This window comes from Saccharopolyspora spinosa NRRL 18395 (assembly GCF_000194155.1).
Taxonomy (GTDB): domain Bacteria; phylum Actinomycetota; class Actinomycetes; order Mycobacteriales; family Pseudonocardiaceae; genus Saccharopolyspora; species Saccharopolyspora spinosa.
On the sequence record NZ_GL877878.1, the window covers coordinates 1,752,256 to 1,767,510 of the forward strand.

A 15,255-nucleotide genomic window follows, 5' to 3' on the forward strand; every position below is an offset into this window, starting at 1 on the left:
CGAAGATGTGAGCATATAGGGATGAACCAGCCGGGTACGCCGTTTCGGCCAGTCGCACCCACGATCGAACTGCCCGCGGTGGAGCGGCAGATCATCGAGTGGTGGCGCGCCCGCGAGGTGTTCGAGCGCAGCCTCGCCCAGTCGGCGGGCGGTCCGCGCTGGGTGTTCTACGAGGGCCCGCCGACGGCCAACGGAACCCCCGGCACGCACCATGTCGAGGCGCGGGCGTTCAAGGACGTCTTCCCCCGGTTCAAGACGATGAAGGGCTTCTCCGTGCCGCGCCGCGCGGGCTGGGACTGCCACGGTCTGCCGGTGGAACTTGCCGTGGAGAAGGAACTCGGCATCAGCGGCAAGCCGGACATCGAGCGCATCGGCGTCGCCGAGTTCAACGCCCGCTGCCGGGAGTCGGTGCAGCGCTACGTCGGCGAGTTCGAGGCCGTGACGAGGCGGATGGGTTACTGGATCGACCTGTCCGAGGCGTACTGGACGATGTCGCCGGGCTACGTGGACAGCGTGTGGTGGGCGCTGAAACAGATCTTCACCGCCGGCCTGCTGGTCGAGGACTACCGGGTGGCCCCGTACTGCCCGCGGGACGAGACGACGCTGTCCGACCACGAGGTCGCGCAGGGCTACGAGAACGTGCACGACCCGTCGGTGTACGTGCGGCTCCCGGTCGACGGTCCGGTCGCCGGGCACCACAACGTCGAGCTGCTGATCTGGACGACCACGCCGTGGACGCTGGTGTCCAACACCGCGGTCGCGGTCCACCCGGCGGTCGACTACCAGGTGGTGCGCACCGTGCGCGGCACCTACGTGGTGGCCGGACCGCTGGTCAAGGCGGTGCTGGGTGAGGACGGCGAGGTGCTCACGACGCTGCCCGGCACCGGGCTTGCCGGGTTGCGGTACCGGCGGCCGTTCGACCTGATCGACATCCCGGACGCGCACCGGGTCGTGCTCGCCGAGTATGTGTCCACAGAGGACGGCACCGGTCTGGTGCATCAGGCACCGGCCTTTGGCGCCGACGACCTCGCCGTCTGCCGCGAGAACGACCTCCCGGTGGTGAACCCGATCGGCGGCAACGGTCGGTTCTCCGACGACGTCCCGCTGGTCGGCGGCATGTTCTTCAAGGACGCCGACGCAGTCCTGATAGAAGACCTCCAGCACCGCGATTTGCTGTTGCGCTACAGCACTTTCGAGCACCCATACCCGCACTGCTGGCGCTGCCACACGCCGCTGATGTACTACGCGCAGCTGTCCTGGTACATCCGGACCACGGCTATTCGGGAAGCGCTGCAACGCGAGAACGAGCGCACGAACTGGTTCCCGGAGAACGTCAAGCACGGCCGCTACGGCAACTGGCTGGACAACAACGTCGACTGGGCGCTGTCGCGCAGCCGCTACTGGGGCACGCCGCTGCCGCTGTGGCGGTGCGCGGAGGGACATGTCACCACGGTCGGTTCCCGCGCCGAGCTCGGCGAGCTGACCGGCCAGGACTTCACCGACTTGGACCCGCACCGGCCCTACCTCGACGAGATCGAGTTCCCCTGCCCGACCTGCGGGCGTTCCGCCGCGCGGGTGCCCGAAGTCATCGACGCGTGGTTCGACTCGGGCTCGATGCCCTTCGCCCAGCTCGGCTACCCGCACGCCCCTGGCAGCGCCGCGGAGCTGGCGAAGAGCTACCCGGCGCGGTACATCTGCGAGGCGATCGACCAGACCCGCGGCTGGTTCTACACGTTGATGGCGGTCGGGACGCTGCTGTTCGACCGCTCGGCGTACGAGAACGTGGTGTGCTTGGGGCACATCATGGCCGAGGACGGCCGGAAGATGAGCAAGCACCTCGGCAACGTGCTGGAGCCGCTGCCGTTGATGGAGGCCCACGGCGCCGATGCCCTGCGGTGGTTCATGCTCTGCACGGGTTCGCCCTGGTCGGCACGGCGAGTGGGGCACGGGCCGCTGCAGGAGATCGTCCGCAAGGTGCTCATGACGTACTGGAACACCGCGTCGTTCTTCACCCGCTACGCCTCGCTCGTCGACTGGATCCCAAAGGATGCCGATCCGCCCGCCGAGCGCCCGATCCTCGACCGCTGGGTGCTCGCCAAGGTCAACCGGCTCGCCGAGCAGGTCGACGTGCGGTTGGAGGCCTACGACACCGCGGGCGCCGGTCGGGCGCTGGCGGAGTTCGTCGACGACCTGTCGAACTGGTACGTCCGCCGCTCGCGGCAGCGGTTCTGGGACGGCGACGTCAACGCCCTGAGCACGCTGTACGACTGCCTGGACGTGCTAACGAGGCTGCTCGCGCCGTTCGTGCCCTTCATCACCGAGCGGGTGTGGCAGGACGTCGTCCGCCCCGGGGCACCCGAAGCGCCGGAGTCGGTGCACCTGGCGGCCTGGCCGCTCCCGGACCTCGCGCTGGTCGATGGCGCCCTGCTGTCTCAAGTGGACACCGAGCGCCAGCTCGCCGAAGCCGGCCGCGCGGCGCGCAAGAGCAGCGGCATCAAGGTGCGCCAGCCGCTGGGCCGCGCGCTGGTCAGCGCCGCGTTGCCGCCGGAGCTGCTCGCCGACCTCGCCGAAGAGCTGAACGTGCGAGGCATCGAGCCGCTCGACGCAGCGGGCGAAGTGCTGGACGTGTCGGTGAAGCCGAACTTCCGGGCCTTGGGAAAGCGATTCGGCAACCGCACCCAGCAGGCCGCGGCGGCGGTCAACGCCGCGGATCCGGCCGCGCTGGCCCGGGAACTGCGCTCGACGGGGCGCGCCGCGATCGAAGTCGACGGCAAGACCGAGCCGCTCACCAGCGATGACGTGATCATCAGCGAGGTTCCGCGTACCGGCTGGGTGGTGGAGTCGCAGCGCGGGATGATCATCGCGCTGGACACCTCGATCACCCCGGAACTCAAGCGCGCGGGGCTGGCCCGCGAGGCGATCCGCTTCGTGCAGGACTGCCGCAAGCAGGACGGGCTCGACATCGCGGACCGGATCGCGCTGCGCTGGCGGGCGACCGGCGAACTCCGCGAGGCGCTGCTGGCACACGCCGACGAGATCGCCGCCGCCGTCCTGGCCGTCGACGTCGCCGAAACCGCCAGCGCCCCCGAGGAATTCGTCGAGTACGCCGAACCCGAGCTCGATCTGGCGGTCTGGTTGCGCAAAGCGCAGTGAAGGCCGTGGACGGCGAACCACCCACGGCCTTCAGCCGGTGCTGGTCGGTCAGGAACCGATCTGCGCCTGGATGTCGTCGTAGTACGCGCCGACGCGGGCGTACACACCCGGCTTGCCCGGGCGGGCGCAGCCCTCGCCCCACGAGGTGACGCCGATCAGCTTGTTCGCCACGACCAGCGGGCCGCCCGAGTCGCCCTGGCAGGTGTCCACGCCGCCTTCCGGCACCCCGGCGCACATCATGGCGACCGGGTTGTACTTGCCGTACGCGCCCTTGCAGGTGTCGTCGGAGGTCACCGGCAAGGTGGCCTTCTGCAGGTTGTCGGCCTGCTGGCCGCCCTCGGAGGTGTTGCCCCAGCCCAGGATGGTCGCCTGGCCGTCCGGCGCGTAGCCCGGGTCATCGGCCTTGGCCAGCTCGATCGGGGTCTCCTGCACCGGCGCTTCGAGGGTGAGCACCGAGACGTCGAAGCCCTGCGAGGCGTCCTGGAATTCGGGGTGCACCCAGACGTCGGTCACCTTCGAAACGGTGCCCTCGCCCGAGCTGATCACGGTGCGGCCGCTGACCACGTTGATGTCAGCCGGCTGCGAGCCGACGGTACAGTGCGCGGCGGTGAGCACCTTGTTCGGCGCCACCAGCGAGCCACCGCAGAACTGCTGACCGCTCGGGGTCAACAGCGCGACGGTGAACGGGTGGTCGGCGATGTTGGCGTCTTCGCCGCCGACGATGTACGGGGTGACGTCCGGCGGCTGTGCTTGCGCGACGGAGGCCGTGGTAAGCGCGGCGACGGCGATCGCGGTGACTACGCCGAGCCGGGCCAGGCGACGTGTGGCATCGACCATCGTTGCTTCTCCTTGTCCCATCGGTCGTTGCGCAGCAGGCCCGGCGGCCTGCCTTCCGCCGGGTCCGCTACGCACAGCGACGAACCTGATCGAAACGATATCGGCGCCCGCGTCTACCTGGATAGCCTCCGATTTTGCCGTTTTAACCACTCCGCACAACCACTTTCCACACCTCGAAGGCTGGCGACGACCGCTTTCCGTTGCCCACGAGCAGATCCAGCACGGCCAAGGCACGCACCGAAGCCCAATCGCCCGCACAGCCCAGAGTTCAGAGGCCCCGGCGAACACTCAACGCACCCAACGCAGTCCCGAAGCCGCGCATTGGTCATACGCTAATCGGGATCCCAGAGACCAGGCGGCGTCTGAGATTCCGCCGCCTGCAACGCCAAGCAGGACGAGGCTGGAATCCGGGAACTTGTAGATGTCCCCGGTGCACCCCGAATTGCACCGGGGACACCTCAACCTCGGCCGGACCCCTCCGACCGGTGTTCGCCATCGATCCCCGAACCGATGGCAAGCACGCTCCAAGGCCCCGACGCCTTGATCGGAACGTGCTACGTCATGGTTTACCCAATCTTCGGCGGAATATTCCAGAGCCAATCGGCGCAGCCTTCTCGGTTGAGCGTTGAACCTCTCGGCGTAACCGCTGCTGGGACCGGGCGGACTACCTCGGCACCAGGCCCGCGTCGTAGGCGAGCAGCCCGGCCTGGAGCCGGTTCGCGCAGGACAGCTTCACCAGCATCCGCGACACGTAGCTCTTCACCGTCGCCTCCGACAGGTAGAGGCGTTCGGCGATCTGCGCGTTGGACAGCCCCTGTCCCAGGCAGGTGAGCACCTCGATCTCGCGATCGGTGAGGTCCCGCACCAGTTCCACGGCCCGCTGCCGGGTGTTCTGCTCGTTGGCGGACGCCGCGAGCAGCCGCTTCTTCGCCTCCTGGGAGAGCACCGTGTGCCCGTCGGCGGCGACCCGCACCAACCCGATCAGGTCCTCCGGCGGCGTCGACTTGACCAGGAACCCGGCCGCGCCGGCCCGCAGCGCGCGCAGCACGTACTTGTCGGCGTCGAAGGTCGTCAGCGCGACCACGGCCGGCGGGTCCGGCAACTTGCAGATGCGTTCGATGCCGGTCAGCCCGTCCACGCCGGGCATCCGCAGGTCCATCAGCACCACGTTCGGCCGGTGCCGCACCACGCATTCGACGGCCGCCGCGCCGTCCTGCGCGTCGTCGACCACCTCGATGTCGTCGGCGGAGCCGAGGATGGTGCGCAGGTGCGCGCAGACCATCGGCTCGTCGTCCACCACGACGACCCGGATCGCATCACTCATCGCCGACCGCCTCCCCAGTGGGCACGTAAGCAGGAAGCACCACGTCCAGCTCGAAGCCGCCGTCGGCACCACGCCCGGCGTGGAACGTACCGCCGACCAGTTCCACCCGCTGTTGCAGCCCCAGCAGTCCGGACCCCGATCCGCTGCCCGCCAGGTCAGCGGCGGCGCGGCCCGGCGGCTCGGTGTTGCGGACGACCAACCGCAACCGGTCGTCGCTGTAGATCACGTGCACGCTCACCCGGGCCCCGAACGCGTGCTTGTGGACGTTCGTCAGCGCTTCCTGCACGACGCGGTACGCCGTCCGCCCCACCGCCGCCGAGACCATCGCCACATCACCGTCCACAGTGAACTCCACCGGCACGCCGACGGCCTCGGACTGCCCGATCAGCTCCGCCATGTCGGGCACCTCGGTCGGCGGGGTCGCGTCCGGCAGGCCGTCCTCGTCCGCCGCGCCGCGCCGCAGCACGCCGACGAGGTCCCGCAGCTCCTCCAACGCCGCGCAGCCGCTGGTGCGCAGCTCCTCCGCCGCCCGCCTGGTCTCCGGGTCGTTCGCCGCGATCCCCAGCGCCCCCGCCTGCAGCACCATGAGGCTGACCCGGTGCGTGACGACGTCGTGCATCTCGGTCGCCAGCCGGGTCCGCTCGTCGGCCCGGGCCTGCTCGGTGAGCAGTTCCTGTTCGTACTCGACCCGCTCGACGCGTTCCCGCAACGCCTGCACCAGGCGGCGCCGCGCGCCGCTGTAGAGCCCCATGACGGCCGGGAGGATCGTCCAGACGACTCCTACGACGATGACGTTGCCGTTCAACTGCTCCCAGGGGCGGACCGCGAGCACGGTGGTGATGGCCACCATGCCCCAGGCGAGGAACTGCTTGACGTGGCCTTGCGAATAGGCCGCGACGGCGTAGATGACCCAAGGCGTGAGGCCCGGGATCCACGGGTCGCTCTCCTGGTTGATCGCGAGCAGCGGCCCCGGACCGAACTCGATCAGCAGCACCTGCGCGATCGACAGCGCCGTGTTGAAGGTCATGATCGCCACCGGGAAGCGCCGCCTGGCCAGCAACGACAGGGACAACCCGGTCATCAGCAGGTCGTCCATCCAAAGCCCGCCGACCCAGTCGTACGCCTCGAGCGGGGTATCCGAGGGGAAGAGGGCTTCGAGGACGCGGCCGAGCAGGTGCAATCCGATCACGAGGCCGACGTCGAACGCGGCCTCCTGCTTGGAGTTCCACAGCAGCCGCCACAACGGGCGCTTCACGTGGACCACCGTAGTTAACCGCGTGTTGGGAATCGGCGAAGAAACCACTCGCGGCCACGAGGCATATACGAAAGTTGCGCCTGCCGCCGGGCGGAACAACTTTCGGCCCGTGGAACCGCTACCAAGCGCGGTGTCGCCGAGCTGATCAACCCGGCTTCAATGGATGCACACTCCAACCGAGACCTGGGGGAACGATGCGCGCCGAGCTGCTCAGCCCGCAGCCAGCACCGCCTGCTGAACCCGAACTGCCGCCGCTGGCGAAGTGGCCGGTGTTCACCATCGCCGGCCTCGTCGCGGCCGCCCAGCTGGCGTTCAGCCCGTTCGGCGGCTTCTGGATCGACGAGGCCTACATGCTCGCGGCCGGGAAGCACCACCTGGACTGGGGCTACGTCGACCAGCCGCCGCTGGCACCGCTGATCGCCGCGGCGATGGACTGGATCGCACCGGGGTCGATGCCCGTGCTCCGGTTACCCGCGGTGCTCGCGACCGCCGCGCTGGTCGTGCTGACCGCGCTGCTCGCCCGCGAGTTCGGCGGCGACCGGCGGGCCCAGTCGCTGGCCGCCGGGGCCGGCGCCACCGGCCTGTGGACCGCGATGGTCGGGCACTGGATCACGCCCTACACCTTCGAACCGCTGTTGTGGCTGCTGCTCACGTGGACGCTGGTGCGCTGGGTTCGGCTGCGCGATCTGGGCCAACCCGATGATCGACTGCTGCTGCTTTTCGGCGTGCTGCTCGGCATCAACATGCAGTTGAAGTTCCAGGTAGCGATCCTGTGCGTGGCGCTGCTGATCAGCGTTCTCGTGGTCGGCCCACGGGACGTCCTGAGCCGGCCGAAGTTCTGGGGCGGCGTCGGCATCGCGGCGGTGATCGCCGCGCCGACGGTGCTCTGGCAGGCGCTGCACGGTTGGCCGCAGCTGCAGATGGCCGCCGTCGTCGCAGAAGAGTCGCCGATGCTGTCCGGGGGCCGCAGCGGAACCGCCGTGACCTTGGTGCTCTACGCCGGAGTCGCCGGCGCCGCGCTGTTCCTGTTCGGGCTGTGGCGGCTCGTGCGCAACCCCGAGCTGCGCTCGTACCGGTTCCTCGCCATCACGACCTTGCTGCTGTACGTCTTCTTCGTCGCGACAGCGGCGCGGCCGTACTACCTGATCGGCCTCTACGGCGTGTCGATCGCCGCCGGGGCTGTGGGGTTCCAGCGGCGCCGGGAGTCCCGGCGAACCCGGTTCGGCTGGATGGCTTGGCCGGTGTACGCGCTTTCGGCCGCGGTGGCGGGATACATGCTGTCGGTGTCCTTAATGGTGACGCCGATGTTCGGGGTGCCGACGGCCGATTCGCTGGCCCGCGACGCCTCTGCCGCCTACGCTGCGCTGCCAACGGAACAGCGGTCGCACACCGCGGTCATGGCCGACAGCTACGTCATCGCCTCGATGCTCGAAGTCGGTGCGGCGCGACACGAATTGCCGGAGGTCTTCAGCCCGCACCGCGGTTACGGCTATTTCCCGCCGCCAACCGAGCGGATCGAATCCGTGCTCGTCGTTGGCGACTCGACGGCGCTGCGGCAGCAGTTCGCCGAGGTCCGGCAGGTGGGCACCGGCGAGGTCCCGATCTGGCTCTGCACCGGAAAACGCGGAACCTGGGCGGAGATCTGGCCACAGCTCAAGTCCCTTTGAGCCGCGACGCCCGACTCGCCGGGCCGGTTGCGCCAGCTGCGCGAATCGCCGAACCTGCCCCGGGATCGGGACGCGCGCTGCGACAATGCCTTCAGCAATGTGAAACAGAGAGGGGCCGACAGTGGCCACCCCGACGAATCCGAACTCCCCGGGGCTGCGGCTGCGGCCGCCGCGCAACCAGGTCGAGCGCCGCGCCATCGGCTGGTGGACGGTGCAAGCGCTGGTCCTCGTCGTCCCGCTGCTGGTCGCGCTGGCGGTCACGGCGGTGTTCATCCCACCCGCGAGGTTCTGGCTGGTGCTCGCGCTGGTCGTGGTCGCCGCGCTGGGGGTGCCCTACACGCTGGTGATGCCGCAGTGGCGGTACCGCGTGCACCGCTGGGAAACCACCGAGGACGCCGTCTACACCGCAGCGGGCTGGCTGCGCCAGGAATGGCGCATCGCGCCGATGTCGCGGATCCAGACGGTGGACACCGTGCGGGGCCCGCTCCAGCAGCTGTTCAACCTGTCCAGCGTCACGGTCACCACCGCATCCGCCGCCGGCCCGCTGACGATCGACGGCCTGGACCGGGAGGTCGCGGCGGCGCTCGTCGAGCGGTTGACGGCCACCACGCAGGCCACCCCGGGGGATGCCACATGAACAGCGTCATCGACGGGCAGTGGCGGCGCCTGGACCCGAAGACCATCGCGGCGGCCGCCACCCTGGTGCTGGCACCGCTGGTGCCGACCGCGGCGGTCATGCTCCTCTCCGCCGCCAAAGCCGCGACCTTGCTGATCACCGCGCTGATCTGGGTCGGCATCGCGGTGCTGATCGCCGGGTACACCGCGGCCGAGTGGTGGGTCACCTGGTACCGGATCACCGAGGAGCGCTTCGAGCTGCGCCACGGCGTGCTGACCCGCAACCACCGCTGGATCCCACGCGAGCGGATCCGCAGCGTGGACCTCACGGCGGATCCGGGCCACCGGCTGTTCCGGGTCACCACCGTCAAGATCGGCACCGGCGGCCAGCACGAGGGCAACGATCTCAAGCTCGACGCGATCTCCCGCCACCACGCCGAATCCCTGCGCCAGGAACTGCTGTTCGGCACATCGTCCACTTCGGACACCGTGGCGCACGGCGATCCGGACACCGTGGCGCACGTCGCGGTGGGCACCGCTGCGGCGAGCGCCGAGGTGGGCGAGGCCGTGCTCGCCCGCCTCAACCCCTCGTGGTTCCGCTACTCCGCGCTGACCTTCTCGTTCGTGCTGATCGTCTGGGGTGCGATCGGCTCGGCCGTGGGATCGTTCAGCGAACTGCTGAAGGCCTTCGGCTTCTTCGACTCCCTCGCGCACGCCGTGCTGGTGTCGTCGCTGTGGCTGGTGATCGCGGCCGGACTCGTCATCGCCCTGGTGGTGGGCGTGCTCGGCGCCATCGCGTTGTCCGTGGAGATGTGGTGGGGCTTCCGGCTGACCCGGGAGCGGGGCGACACGCTGCGGGTGAAGCGCGGCCTGCTCACCACCCGGTCGGTCTCGCTGGAGGAACGCCGCCTACGCGGCGTCGAGCTCGCGGAACCGCTGTTACTGCGCTGGGCCCACGGGGCGCGGCTGCACGCCGTGGCCACCGGGCTGAACCAGAAGCAGGAAGAGCACCAGCCGGACAACAAGACGCTGCTGCCACCGGCTCCCCGCGAGGAAGCGCAACGGGTGGCTGCCGAGGTCCTGCGGGAGGAAAGGCCGCCCACCGAAGGCGAATTGCGGGGGCATCCCCCGGCCGCGCTGCGGCGGCGCATCACCTGGGCTCTCGTGGCGGCAGTGCCGTTCATCACGGCGGCCGTGGTGGCCGCGATGATCGGATGGGTGCCGGTAGCCGTGCCCGCGGCAGTGGGGGTGGTCGCGGTAGCGGTGGCGCTCGGTTTCGCGGTGGACGCCTACCGGAACCTCGGCCACCGGGTCGACGATCGCTACCTGATCGCGCGGTCCGGCACCGGAATTCGCCGCACGGTCGCCCTGCAGCGCGACGGGATCATCGGCTGGCGCATCACACGGACCGTTTTCCAGCGGCGCTCGAACCTGATGACCATCGGGGCGACGACGGCCGCCGGGAACAGCATCTACGAGGTACACGACGTCAGCACCGGAGCGGGCCTGGCGATGGCGGAGGAGGCAGTGCCGGAACTGCTCGCGCCGTTCCTCCAGCGGGGCTGACCCATCGAGCGGTTCCGGTTGTGAGTGGCTCCGCTCCGGTGGTGAGCGGAGCCACTGCCCGTCAGGAGTCGAAGCTGCCGTGCTTCAGGCCGCGGACGAACTCGTGCCAGCGTTGCACCGCAACGGTTAGCTGGCCGGCGGCTCGGTTCTTGGTGTCGCGAACCCCGACGCAGTCAGCCCCGAAGCCGACTTCGACGCACTGGCCCTGCCCCTGGGTCCGGGTGCTGGTGCGCCAGTCGGTGATGTATGCCATCTACAGCTCTCCTATGCGTTGTTGAATGAGTTGAACGGAACCTTCCGGATCTACCGCATGCGCCCGTAAATGGTCCATCATGATGACGTAGTTCGACAGCTCGATCTCCCTTTCGAGGTAAAGCCCGCCCACATGGGTTTCCAGATAAACCACATCGGGATCTATGTGATTTGAGTAACGGAGTATGACGAACGGTCCGGCCTGGGCCGGATGGGCGCCCGCGTCCAGTGGCATCACCTGCACCGTCACGTGCGGCATTTCCATCAACTTAAGCACGTGCTCCAACTGCCGGCGCAGCACCCCGTTGCCCCCGACGCAGCGCCGCAAGGCCGATTCCCCCACGACCGCCCACAACTCCAGCGGGTTCGGGCCGACGACCCGCTGCTGGCGCTGAATCCGCAGATCGACCCTCCGGGTAACTTCGGAATCGTCTGCTCGAATGAGCGTCGCCTTGGTCAACGCATACGCATATTCACGTGTTTGCAGCAATCCCGGAATGGCCTCGGACTCGTACGTGTGAATTGAAGACGCTTCGGCTTCCAACCCGACGTAGGTTTCGTACCACTCCGGCAGGACGTCGCTGTAGGAATGCCACCAGCCCCGCTTCCGGGCGTCCCGCACCAGGTTGATCAACTGGTCCCGCTCGGCACCGTCCACCCCGTAGAAATCCAGCAAAGCGGAGACGTCGCCGACCGATGGGGACCGCTTCGCGGTTTCGAATCGTCCGATTTTCGCTTGCGTGCAACCGAGGTGGGTGGCGGCCTGCTGCTGGGTCACCTCGGCCTGCGCCCGCAGGCGGCGCAACTCGGCGGCAAGGCGACGACGACGCACCGTGGGACTGACTGTCATGATCTCCATCCTCCACGGCTCTCCACGTTGCGTCACCACCCCATCACCCGTACAGAAATCGACCACCCAACTATTCCGGTGAATAGGACGAATGGCTGAAAGCGCACCGCAGAACCCGGTTCACCGGCGGAACGGGTTGCCGGGGGCTCGTTGCGCGCCGCAGTGGACGGTGCTCACGTTGTGTTGGCGGGCAAGCGAAACCGACGCGTGACAACGCCGGTTCATGGGCAGCGACCAGCCGGCTCACCAGGTTGAGGCGCCGCCAGGCCGCGAACGTCGGCTTACGGCCGCGGGACGTTGCGCAGGTTGCTACGCGCGAGCTGCACCATCTTGCCCACGCCGCCGGAGAGGACCGTGCGGCTGACCGCGAGCGCGAAGCCTTTCACCTGGTCACCGGTGATCCGCGGCGGGATCGACAGCGCATTGGGGTCGGTCACCACGTCCACAAGCGCCGGCCCCGGGCTGCGCAACGCGTCGGCCAGGGCATCGCGCACCTCGCCGGGCTTCTCCACCCGCACCGAGTGCATCCCGGCGGCGGCCGCGAGCGCGGCGAAGTCGACGTGGTCGTGGTCGGTGCCGAAGTCGGGTAGCCCGTCGACCAGCATCTCCAGCTTCACCATGCCCAGCGACGAGTTGTTGAACACCACGACCTTCACCGGCAGCCGATGGGTGCGCAGCGTCAGCAGGTCGCCGAGCAGCATCGACAGCCCGCCGTCCCCGGACATCGAGATCACCTGGCGCCCCGGCTCGGCGATCTGCGCCCCGATGGCCTGCGGCAACGCGTTGGCCATCGAACCGTGCACGAAGGAGCCGAGCACCCGCCGCCGCCCGTTCGGCGTGATGTAGCGGGCCGCCCACACGTTGCACATCCCGGTGTCCACTGTGAACACCGCGTCGTCCGCGGCGAGGTCGTCGAGCACGTCCGCGACGTACTCCGGGTGGATCGGCACCTGCGTCTCGACGTTGCGCGTGTAGGCGTCCACGACGCGCTCCAGCTGGCCGGCGTGCTCGCGCAGCATCCGGTCCAGGAAGGTTCGGTCCGACTTCTGCGGAACGCGCGGCAGGACGGCGCGGATGGTCTCCCCGACATCACCGTGCACGGCCAGGTCCAGCACCGTGCGTCGCCCGAGGTGGGCGGGCTCGATGTCGACCTGCACGGTGTTGGCCTGCGGCAGGAAGTTGTCGTAGGGGAAGTCGGTGCCCAGCAGCACGACCAGGTCCGCGCGGTGCATCGCGTCATAGCAGGCGCCGTAGCCGAGCAGGCCGCTCATCCCGACGTCGAACGGGTTGTCGTACTGGATCCACTCCTTGCCGCGCAGCGCGTGCCCGACCGGAGCGTTCAACCGCCCGGCGAGTTCCATGACTTCCTTGTGCGCCCCACGGGTTCCCGCGCCGCAGAAGAACATCGGCCGCTCCGCCCCGGTCAGCTTGTCGGCGAACGCGGCCACCTGGTCCTCGGACGGCACCACCACCGGTGGTTCGCACTCGACGATCCCGTGGCCGGTGGGACGGACCGCGGGCTTCTGCGCGACGTCACCGGGCAGCACCAGCACGGAAACGCCGCGCCGACCGGCAGCGGTCTGGATCGCGGTGCGCAGCAGGCGCGGCATCTGCTCGGGCTGCGACAGCAACTCGCAGAAGTGGCTGCACTCGTTGAACAGTTCCTCGGGGTGGGTTTCCTGGAAGAACCCGGTCCCGATCTGCTCGCACGGGATGTGCGACGCGAGCGCCAGCACCGAAGCCCCGCTGCGGTGCGCGTCGAACAAGCCGTTGATCAGGTGGAGGTTGCCCGGCCCGCAACTGCCCGCGCACACCGCGAGCCGCCCGGTCATCTGCGCTTCCGCCCCGGCGGCGAACGCCGCGGCCTCCTCGTGGCGCACGTGGACCCACTCGATGCCCTCGGTGCGGCGGACCGCATCGACCACCGGGTTGAGGCTGTCCCCGACGATGCCGTAGACCCGCCGGACCCCGGCTTGCACGAGCACTTCGATGAACTGGTCGGCGACGGTGGGCATGGTGATCCTCCGGCGGTCGGTGGGGGCACGGCCACTCCTCGTCTACGCGGGGCGGTCACGGCCCGCAACTCGAAACCCGCGATCACCCTTTCGAGGGACTCCGGTAACGAACCGGGTGAAAAAATCGATCAAGTCCACGCCGGCTTCGCATCGCCGGAATTCCAACTACCCGAAGGGAATCGCGGTGTCCATCCGCCTATACACCACCTGCGCGCTAGCAGTGACCGCCTCGGCGGTCGCCGGATTGCTCGTCGGCGGATTCATCGCGACAACGGACCAAGCCCCCGCCCAACCGCGGATCACCCAGGTCTCCCGACTGATCCCCGCCAGCGGCGAGCTCCAGTCGGAGTGATCGTCGCTTGACCGCCCACGAACGGGTCGGGAGCATCGGCTAGCGTCGGGCGCATGAGCGAACAGAACCGACTCTCGACAGGCGAGAAGGCACCCGAGTTCTCCCTGCGGGACGCCGACGGCAAAACCGTGTCGCTGAGCGACTACCGGGGCCGGTCCGTGGTGGTCTACTTCTACCCGGCGGCGAGCACGCCCGGCTGCACCAAGGAGGCCTGCGACTTCCGCGACAGCCTGGCGGTGCTGGGCGAAGCGGGCTTCGACGTCCTCGGCATCTCCCCGGACAAGCCGGCCAAGCTGGCGAGCTTCCGCGACGCCGAGGGTCTGACGTTCCCGCTGCTGGCCGACGAGGACAAGTCCGTCATGACGGCGTGGGGCGCGTTCGGCGAGAAGCAGAACTACGGCAAGATCGTGCAGGGCGTGATCCGGTCCACTTTCGTGGTGGACCCGGAGGGCAAGATCGCCAAGGCCCTGTACAACGTCAAGGCCACCGGCCACGTGGACCGGCTCCGCAAGGACCTCGGAGTCTGACCGAACGGGCACCGACCCGGCCGGTGCCCCTGCCAACCGGACTTCCGCTGCGCTAGTCGAGCGTCATGTAGACCGCCACCCCGGCGGCGATCACGACGACCAGGTAGCGCAGCAGGTTCGACGGCAGCTTCTGGGCGAGCTTGCCGCCGACGAAACCACCCAGCACCGTGGTCGGCACCAGCGTCAGCACGGCGATCCAGTCGACCGGTGCGATCAGCGCGTAGACGATCAGCGTGACGGCGCTGCCGATCATGCCCAGCCAGCTCTTCAGCGCGTTCAACCGGCGCATGCTGTCGGTGGCGGCGAGCACCAGGATCGCGATCAGGATGACGCTGCGCGCGCCGCCGAAGTAGCCGCCGTAGATCGAGGCGAGGAAGATCCCGACGGTAAGCAGCACGGTGCGGTCCGGAGCGTCGTCGCCGGGCGTGCCCAGCCATTTGCGGATGGTGTTCTGGAACGCCATCAGCACGGCGGACAACCCCACCAGCACGGGCACGACGGCGTCGAAGACCTTGCCCGGCAGGACCATCAGCAGCACGCAGCCCAGCGCCGATCCGACGGCCGCGGCCACCGTGGTCAACCACACCCGCCGCGGCGTTCCGGTGAGGTCCTTGCGCTGGCTGATCGCGGCCCCGACGAATCCGGGGCCCTGCGCTATCGAGTTGGTCACGTTGGCCACCAGCGGCGACATCCCGGTCGCCAGCAGCGCCGGGAAGACCAGCAGCGAGCCGCCACCGGCCACGGCGTTGATCGCGCCGGACAGGAAGCCGACGACGACTAGCAGCGCCAGTTCGAGCCAATCTGTGAACACGAAGTCTGAAGTTAGCTTCTGGAACCGCTCA

13 protein-coding genes are annotated in these 15,255 nt (G+C 68.9%); 6 read left to right on the plus strand and 7 right to left on the minus strand.

Annotated features, from left to right (window positions below; translation table 11 throughout):
• Positions 1 to 21 precede the first annotated feature (21 nt).
• The gene (ileS, locus tag SSPN_RS0108830) at positions 22 to 3,153 is read left to right on the plus strand and encodes an isoleucine--tRNA ligase (RefSeq protein ID WP_010693703.1); all 3,132 of its coding nucleotides are present in this window, start codon (positions 22 to 24) and stop codon (positions 3,151 to 3,153) included.
• 48 nt (positions 3,154 to 3,201) lie between these two features.
• Here ileS and SSPN_RS0108835 read toward each other — a convergent pair whose 3' ends face one another.
• The 3 genes from SSPN_RS0108835 to SSPN_RS0108845 form a co-directional block, all read right to left on the minus strand.
• Positions 3,202 to 3,990 carry a S1 family peptidase gene (locus SSPN_RS0108835; protein ID WP_010693704.1) on the minus strand — a complete coding sequence of 263 codons (789 nt, stop codon included), beginning with the start codon at positions 3,988 to 3,990 and terminating at the stop codon, positions 3,202 to 3,204.
• A gap of 664 nt (positions 3,991 to 4,654) precedes the next feature.
• Positions 4,655 to 5,314 (minus strand): response regulator, encoded by a 660-nt coding sequence (locus SSPN_RS0108840; protein WP_010693705.1) that lies wholly within the window; start codon positions 5,312 to 5,314, stop codon positions 4,655 to 4,657.
• Positions 5,307 to 6,569, minus strand: coding sequence for a sensor histidine kinase (locus SSPN_RS0108845; RefSeq protein ID WP_029535126.1), 1,263 nt, complete (start codon positions 6,567 to 6,569; stop codon positions 5,307 to 5,309). Before SSPN_RS0108845 ends, SSPN_RS0108840 begins: the two co-directional genes overlap by 8 nt.
• Before the next feature lie 194 nt (positions 6,570 to 6,763).
• Between SSPN_RS0108845 and SSPN_RS0108850 the strand changes: the two genes are divergently transcribed.
• The 3 genes from SSPN_RS0108850 to SSPN_RS0108860 all read left to right on the plus strand — a co-directional run bounded on the left by SSPN_RS0108850 (position 6,764) and on the right by SSPN_RS0108860 (position 10,417).
• Positions 6,764 to 8,236, plus strand: a complete 1,473-nt coding sequence (locus SSPN_RS0108850; RefSeq protein ID WP_010693707.1) for an ArnT family glycosyltransferase — start codon at positions 6,764 to 6,766, stop codon at positions 8,234 to 8,236.
• Between the two features lie 121 nt (positions 8,237 to 8,357).
• A complete protein-coding gene (locus SSPN_RS0108855; protein ID WP_010693708.1) occupies positions 8,358 to 8,873 on the plus strand; it encodes a PH domain-containing protein in 516 nt (171 codons plus the stop codon).
• Positions 8,870 to 10,417: a PH domain-containing protein gene (locus SSPN_RS0108860; protein ID WP_010693709.1), complete on the plus strand. Its 1,548-nt coding sequence runs from the start codon at positions 8,870 to 8,872 to the stop codon at positions 10,415 to 10,417. Before SSPN_RS0108855 ends, SSPN_RS0108860 begins: the two co-directional genes overlap by 4 nt.
• Positions 10,418 to 10,478: 61 nt before the next feature.
• Here the strand turns inward: SSPN_RS0108860 and SSPN_RS0108865 are convergent, their stop codons facing one another.
• The 3 genes from SSPN_RS0108865 to SSPN_RS0108875 all read right to left on the minus strand — a co-directional run bounded on the left by SSPN_RS0108865 (position 10,479) and on the right by SSPN_RS0108875 (position 13,534).
• Positions 10,479 to 10,670: a DUF397 domain-containing protein gene (locus SSPN_RS0108865; RefSeq protein WP_010693710.1), complete on the minus strand. Its 192-nt coding sequence runs from the start codon at positions 10,668 to 10,670 to the stop codon at positions 10,479 to 10,481.
• On the minus strand, positions 10,671 to 11,528 hold the full coding sequence (locus SSPN_RS0108870) for a helix-turn-helix domain-containing protein (protein WP_010693711.1): 858 nt from the start codon (positions 11,526 to 11,528) through the stop codon (positions 10,671 to 10,673).
• A gap of 272 nt (positions 11,529 to 11,800) precedes the next feature.
• Positions 11,801 to 13,534: a pyruvate dehydrogenase gene (locus tag SSPN_RS0108875; RefSeq protein ID WP_010693712.1), complete on the minus strand. Its 1,734-nt coding sequence runs from the start codon at positions 13,532 to 13,534 to the stop codon at positions 11,801 to 11,803.
• A gap of 184 nt (positions 13,535 to 13,718) precedes the next feature.
• Here SSPN_RS0108875 and SSPN_RS56565 point away from each other — a divergent pair, with 184 nt between their 5' ends.
• Positions 13,719 to 13,886 (plus strand): hypothetical protein, encoded by a 168-nt coding sequence (locus SSPN_RS56565; RefSeq protein ID WP_158309540.1) that lies wholly within the window; start codon positions 13,719 to 13,721, stop codon positions 13,884 to 13,886.
• A gap of 53 nt (positions 13,887 to 13,939) precedes the next feature.
• Positions 13,940 to 14,413 (plus strand): thioredoxin-dependent thiol peroxidase, encoded by a 474-nt coding sequence (gene bcp / locus SSPN_RS0108885; RefSeq protein WP_010693716.1) that lies wholly within the window; start codon positions 13,940 to 13,942, stop codon positions 14,411 to 14,413.
• A gap of 52 nt (positions 14,414 to 14,465) precedes the next feature.
• Here bcp and SSPN_RS0108890 read toward each other — a convergent pair whose 3' ends face one another.
• On the minus strand, positions 14,466 to 15,224 hold the full coding sequence (locus tag SSPN_RS0108890) for a sulfite exporter TauE/SafE family protein (RefSeq protein ID WP_010693718.1): 759 nt from the start codon (positions 15,222 to 15,224) through the stop codon (positions 14,466 to 14,468).
• Positions 15,225 to 15,255 lie beyond the last annotated feature (31 nt).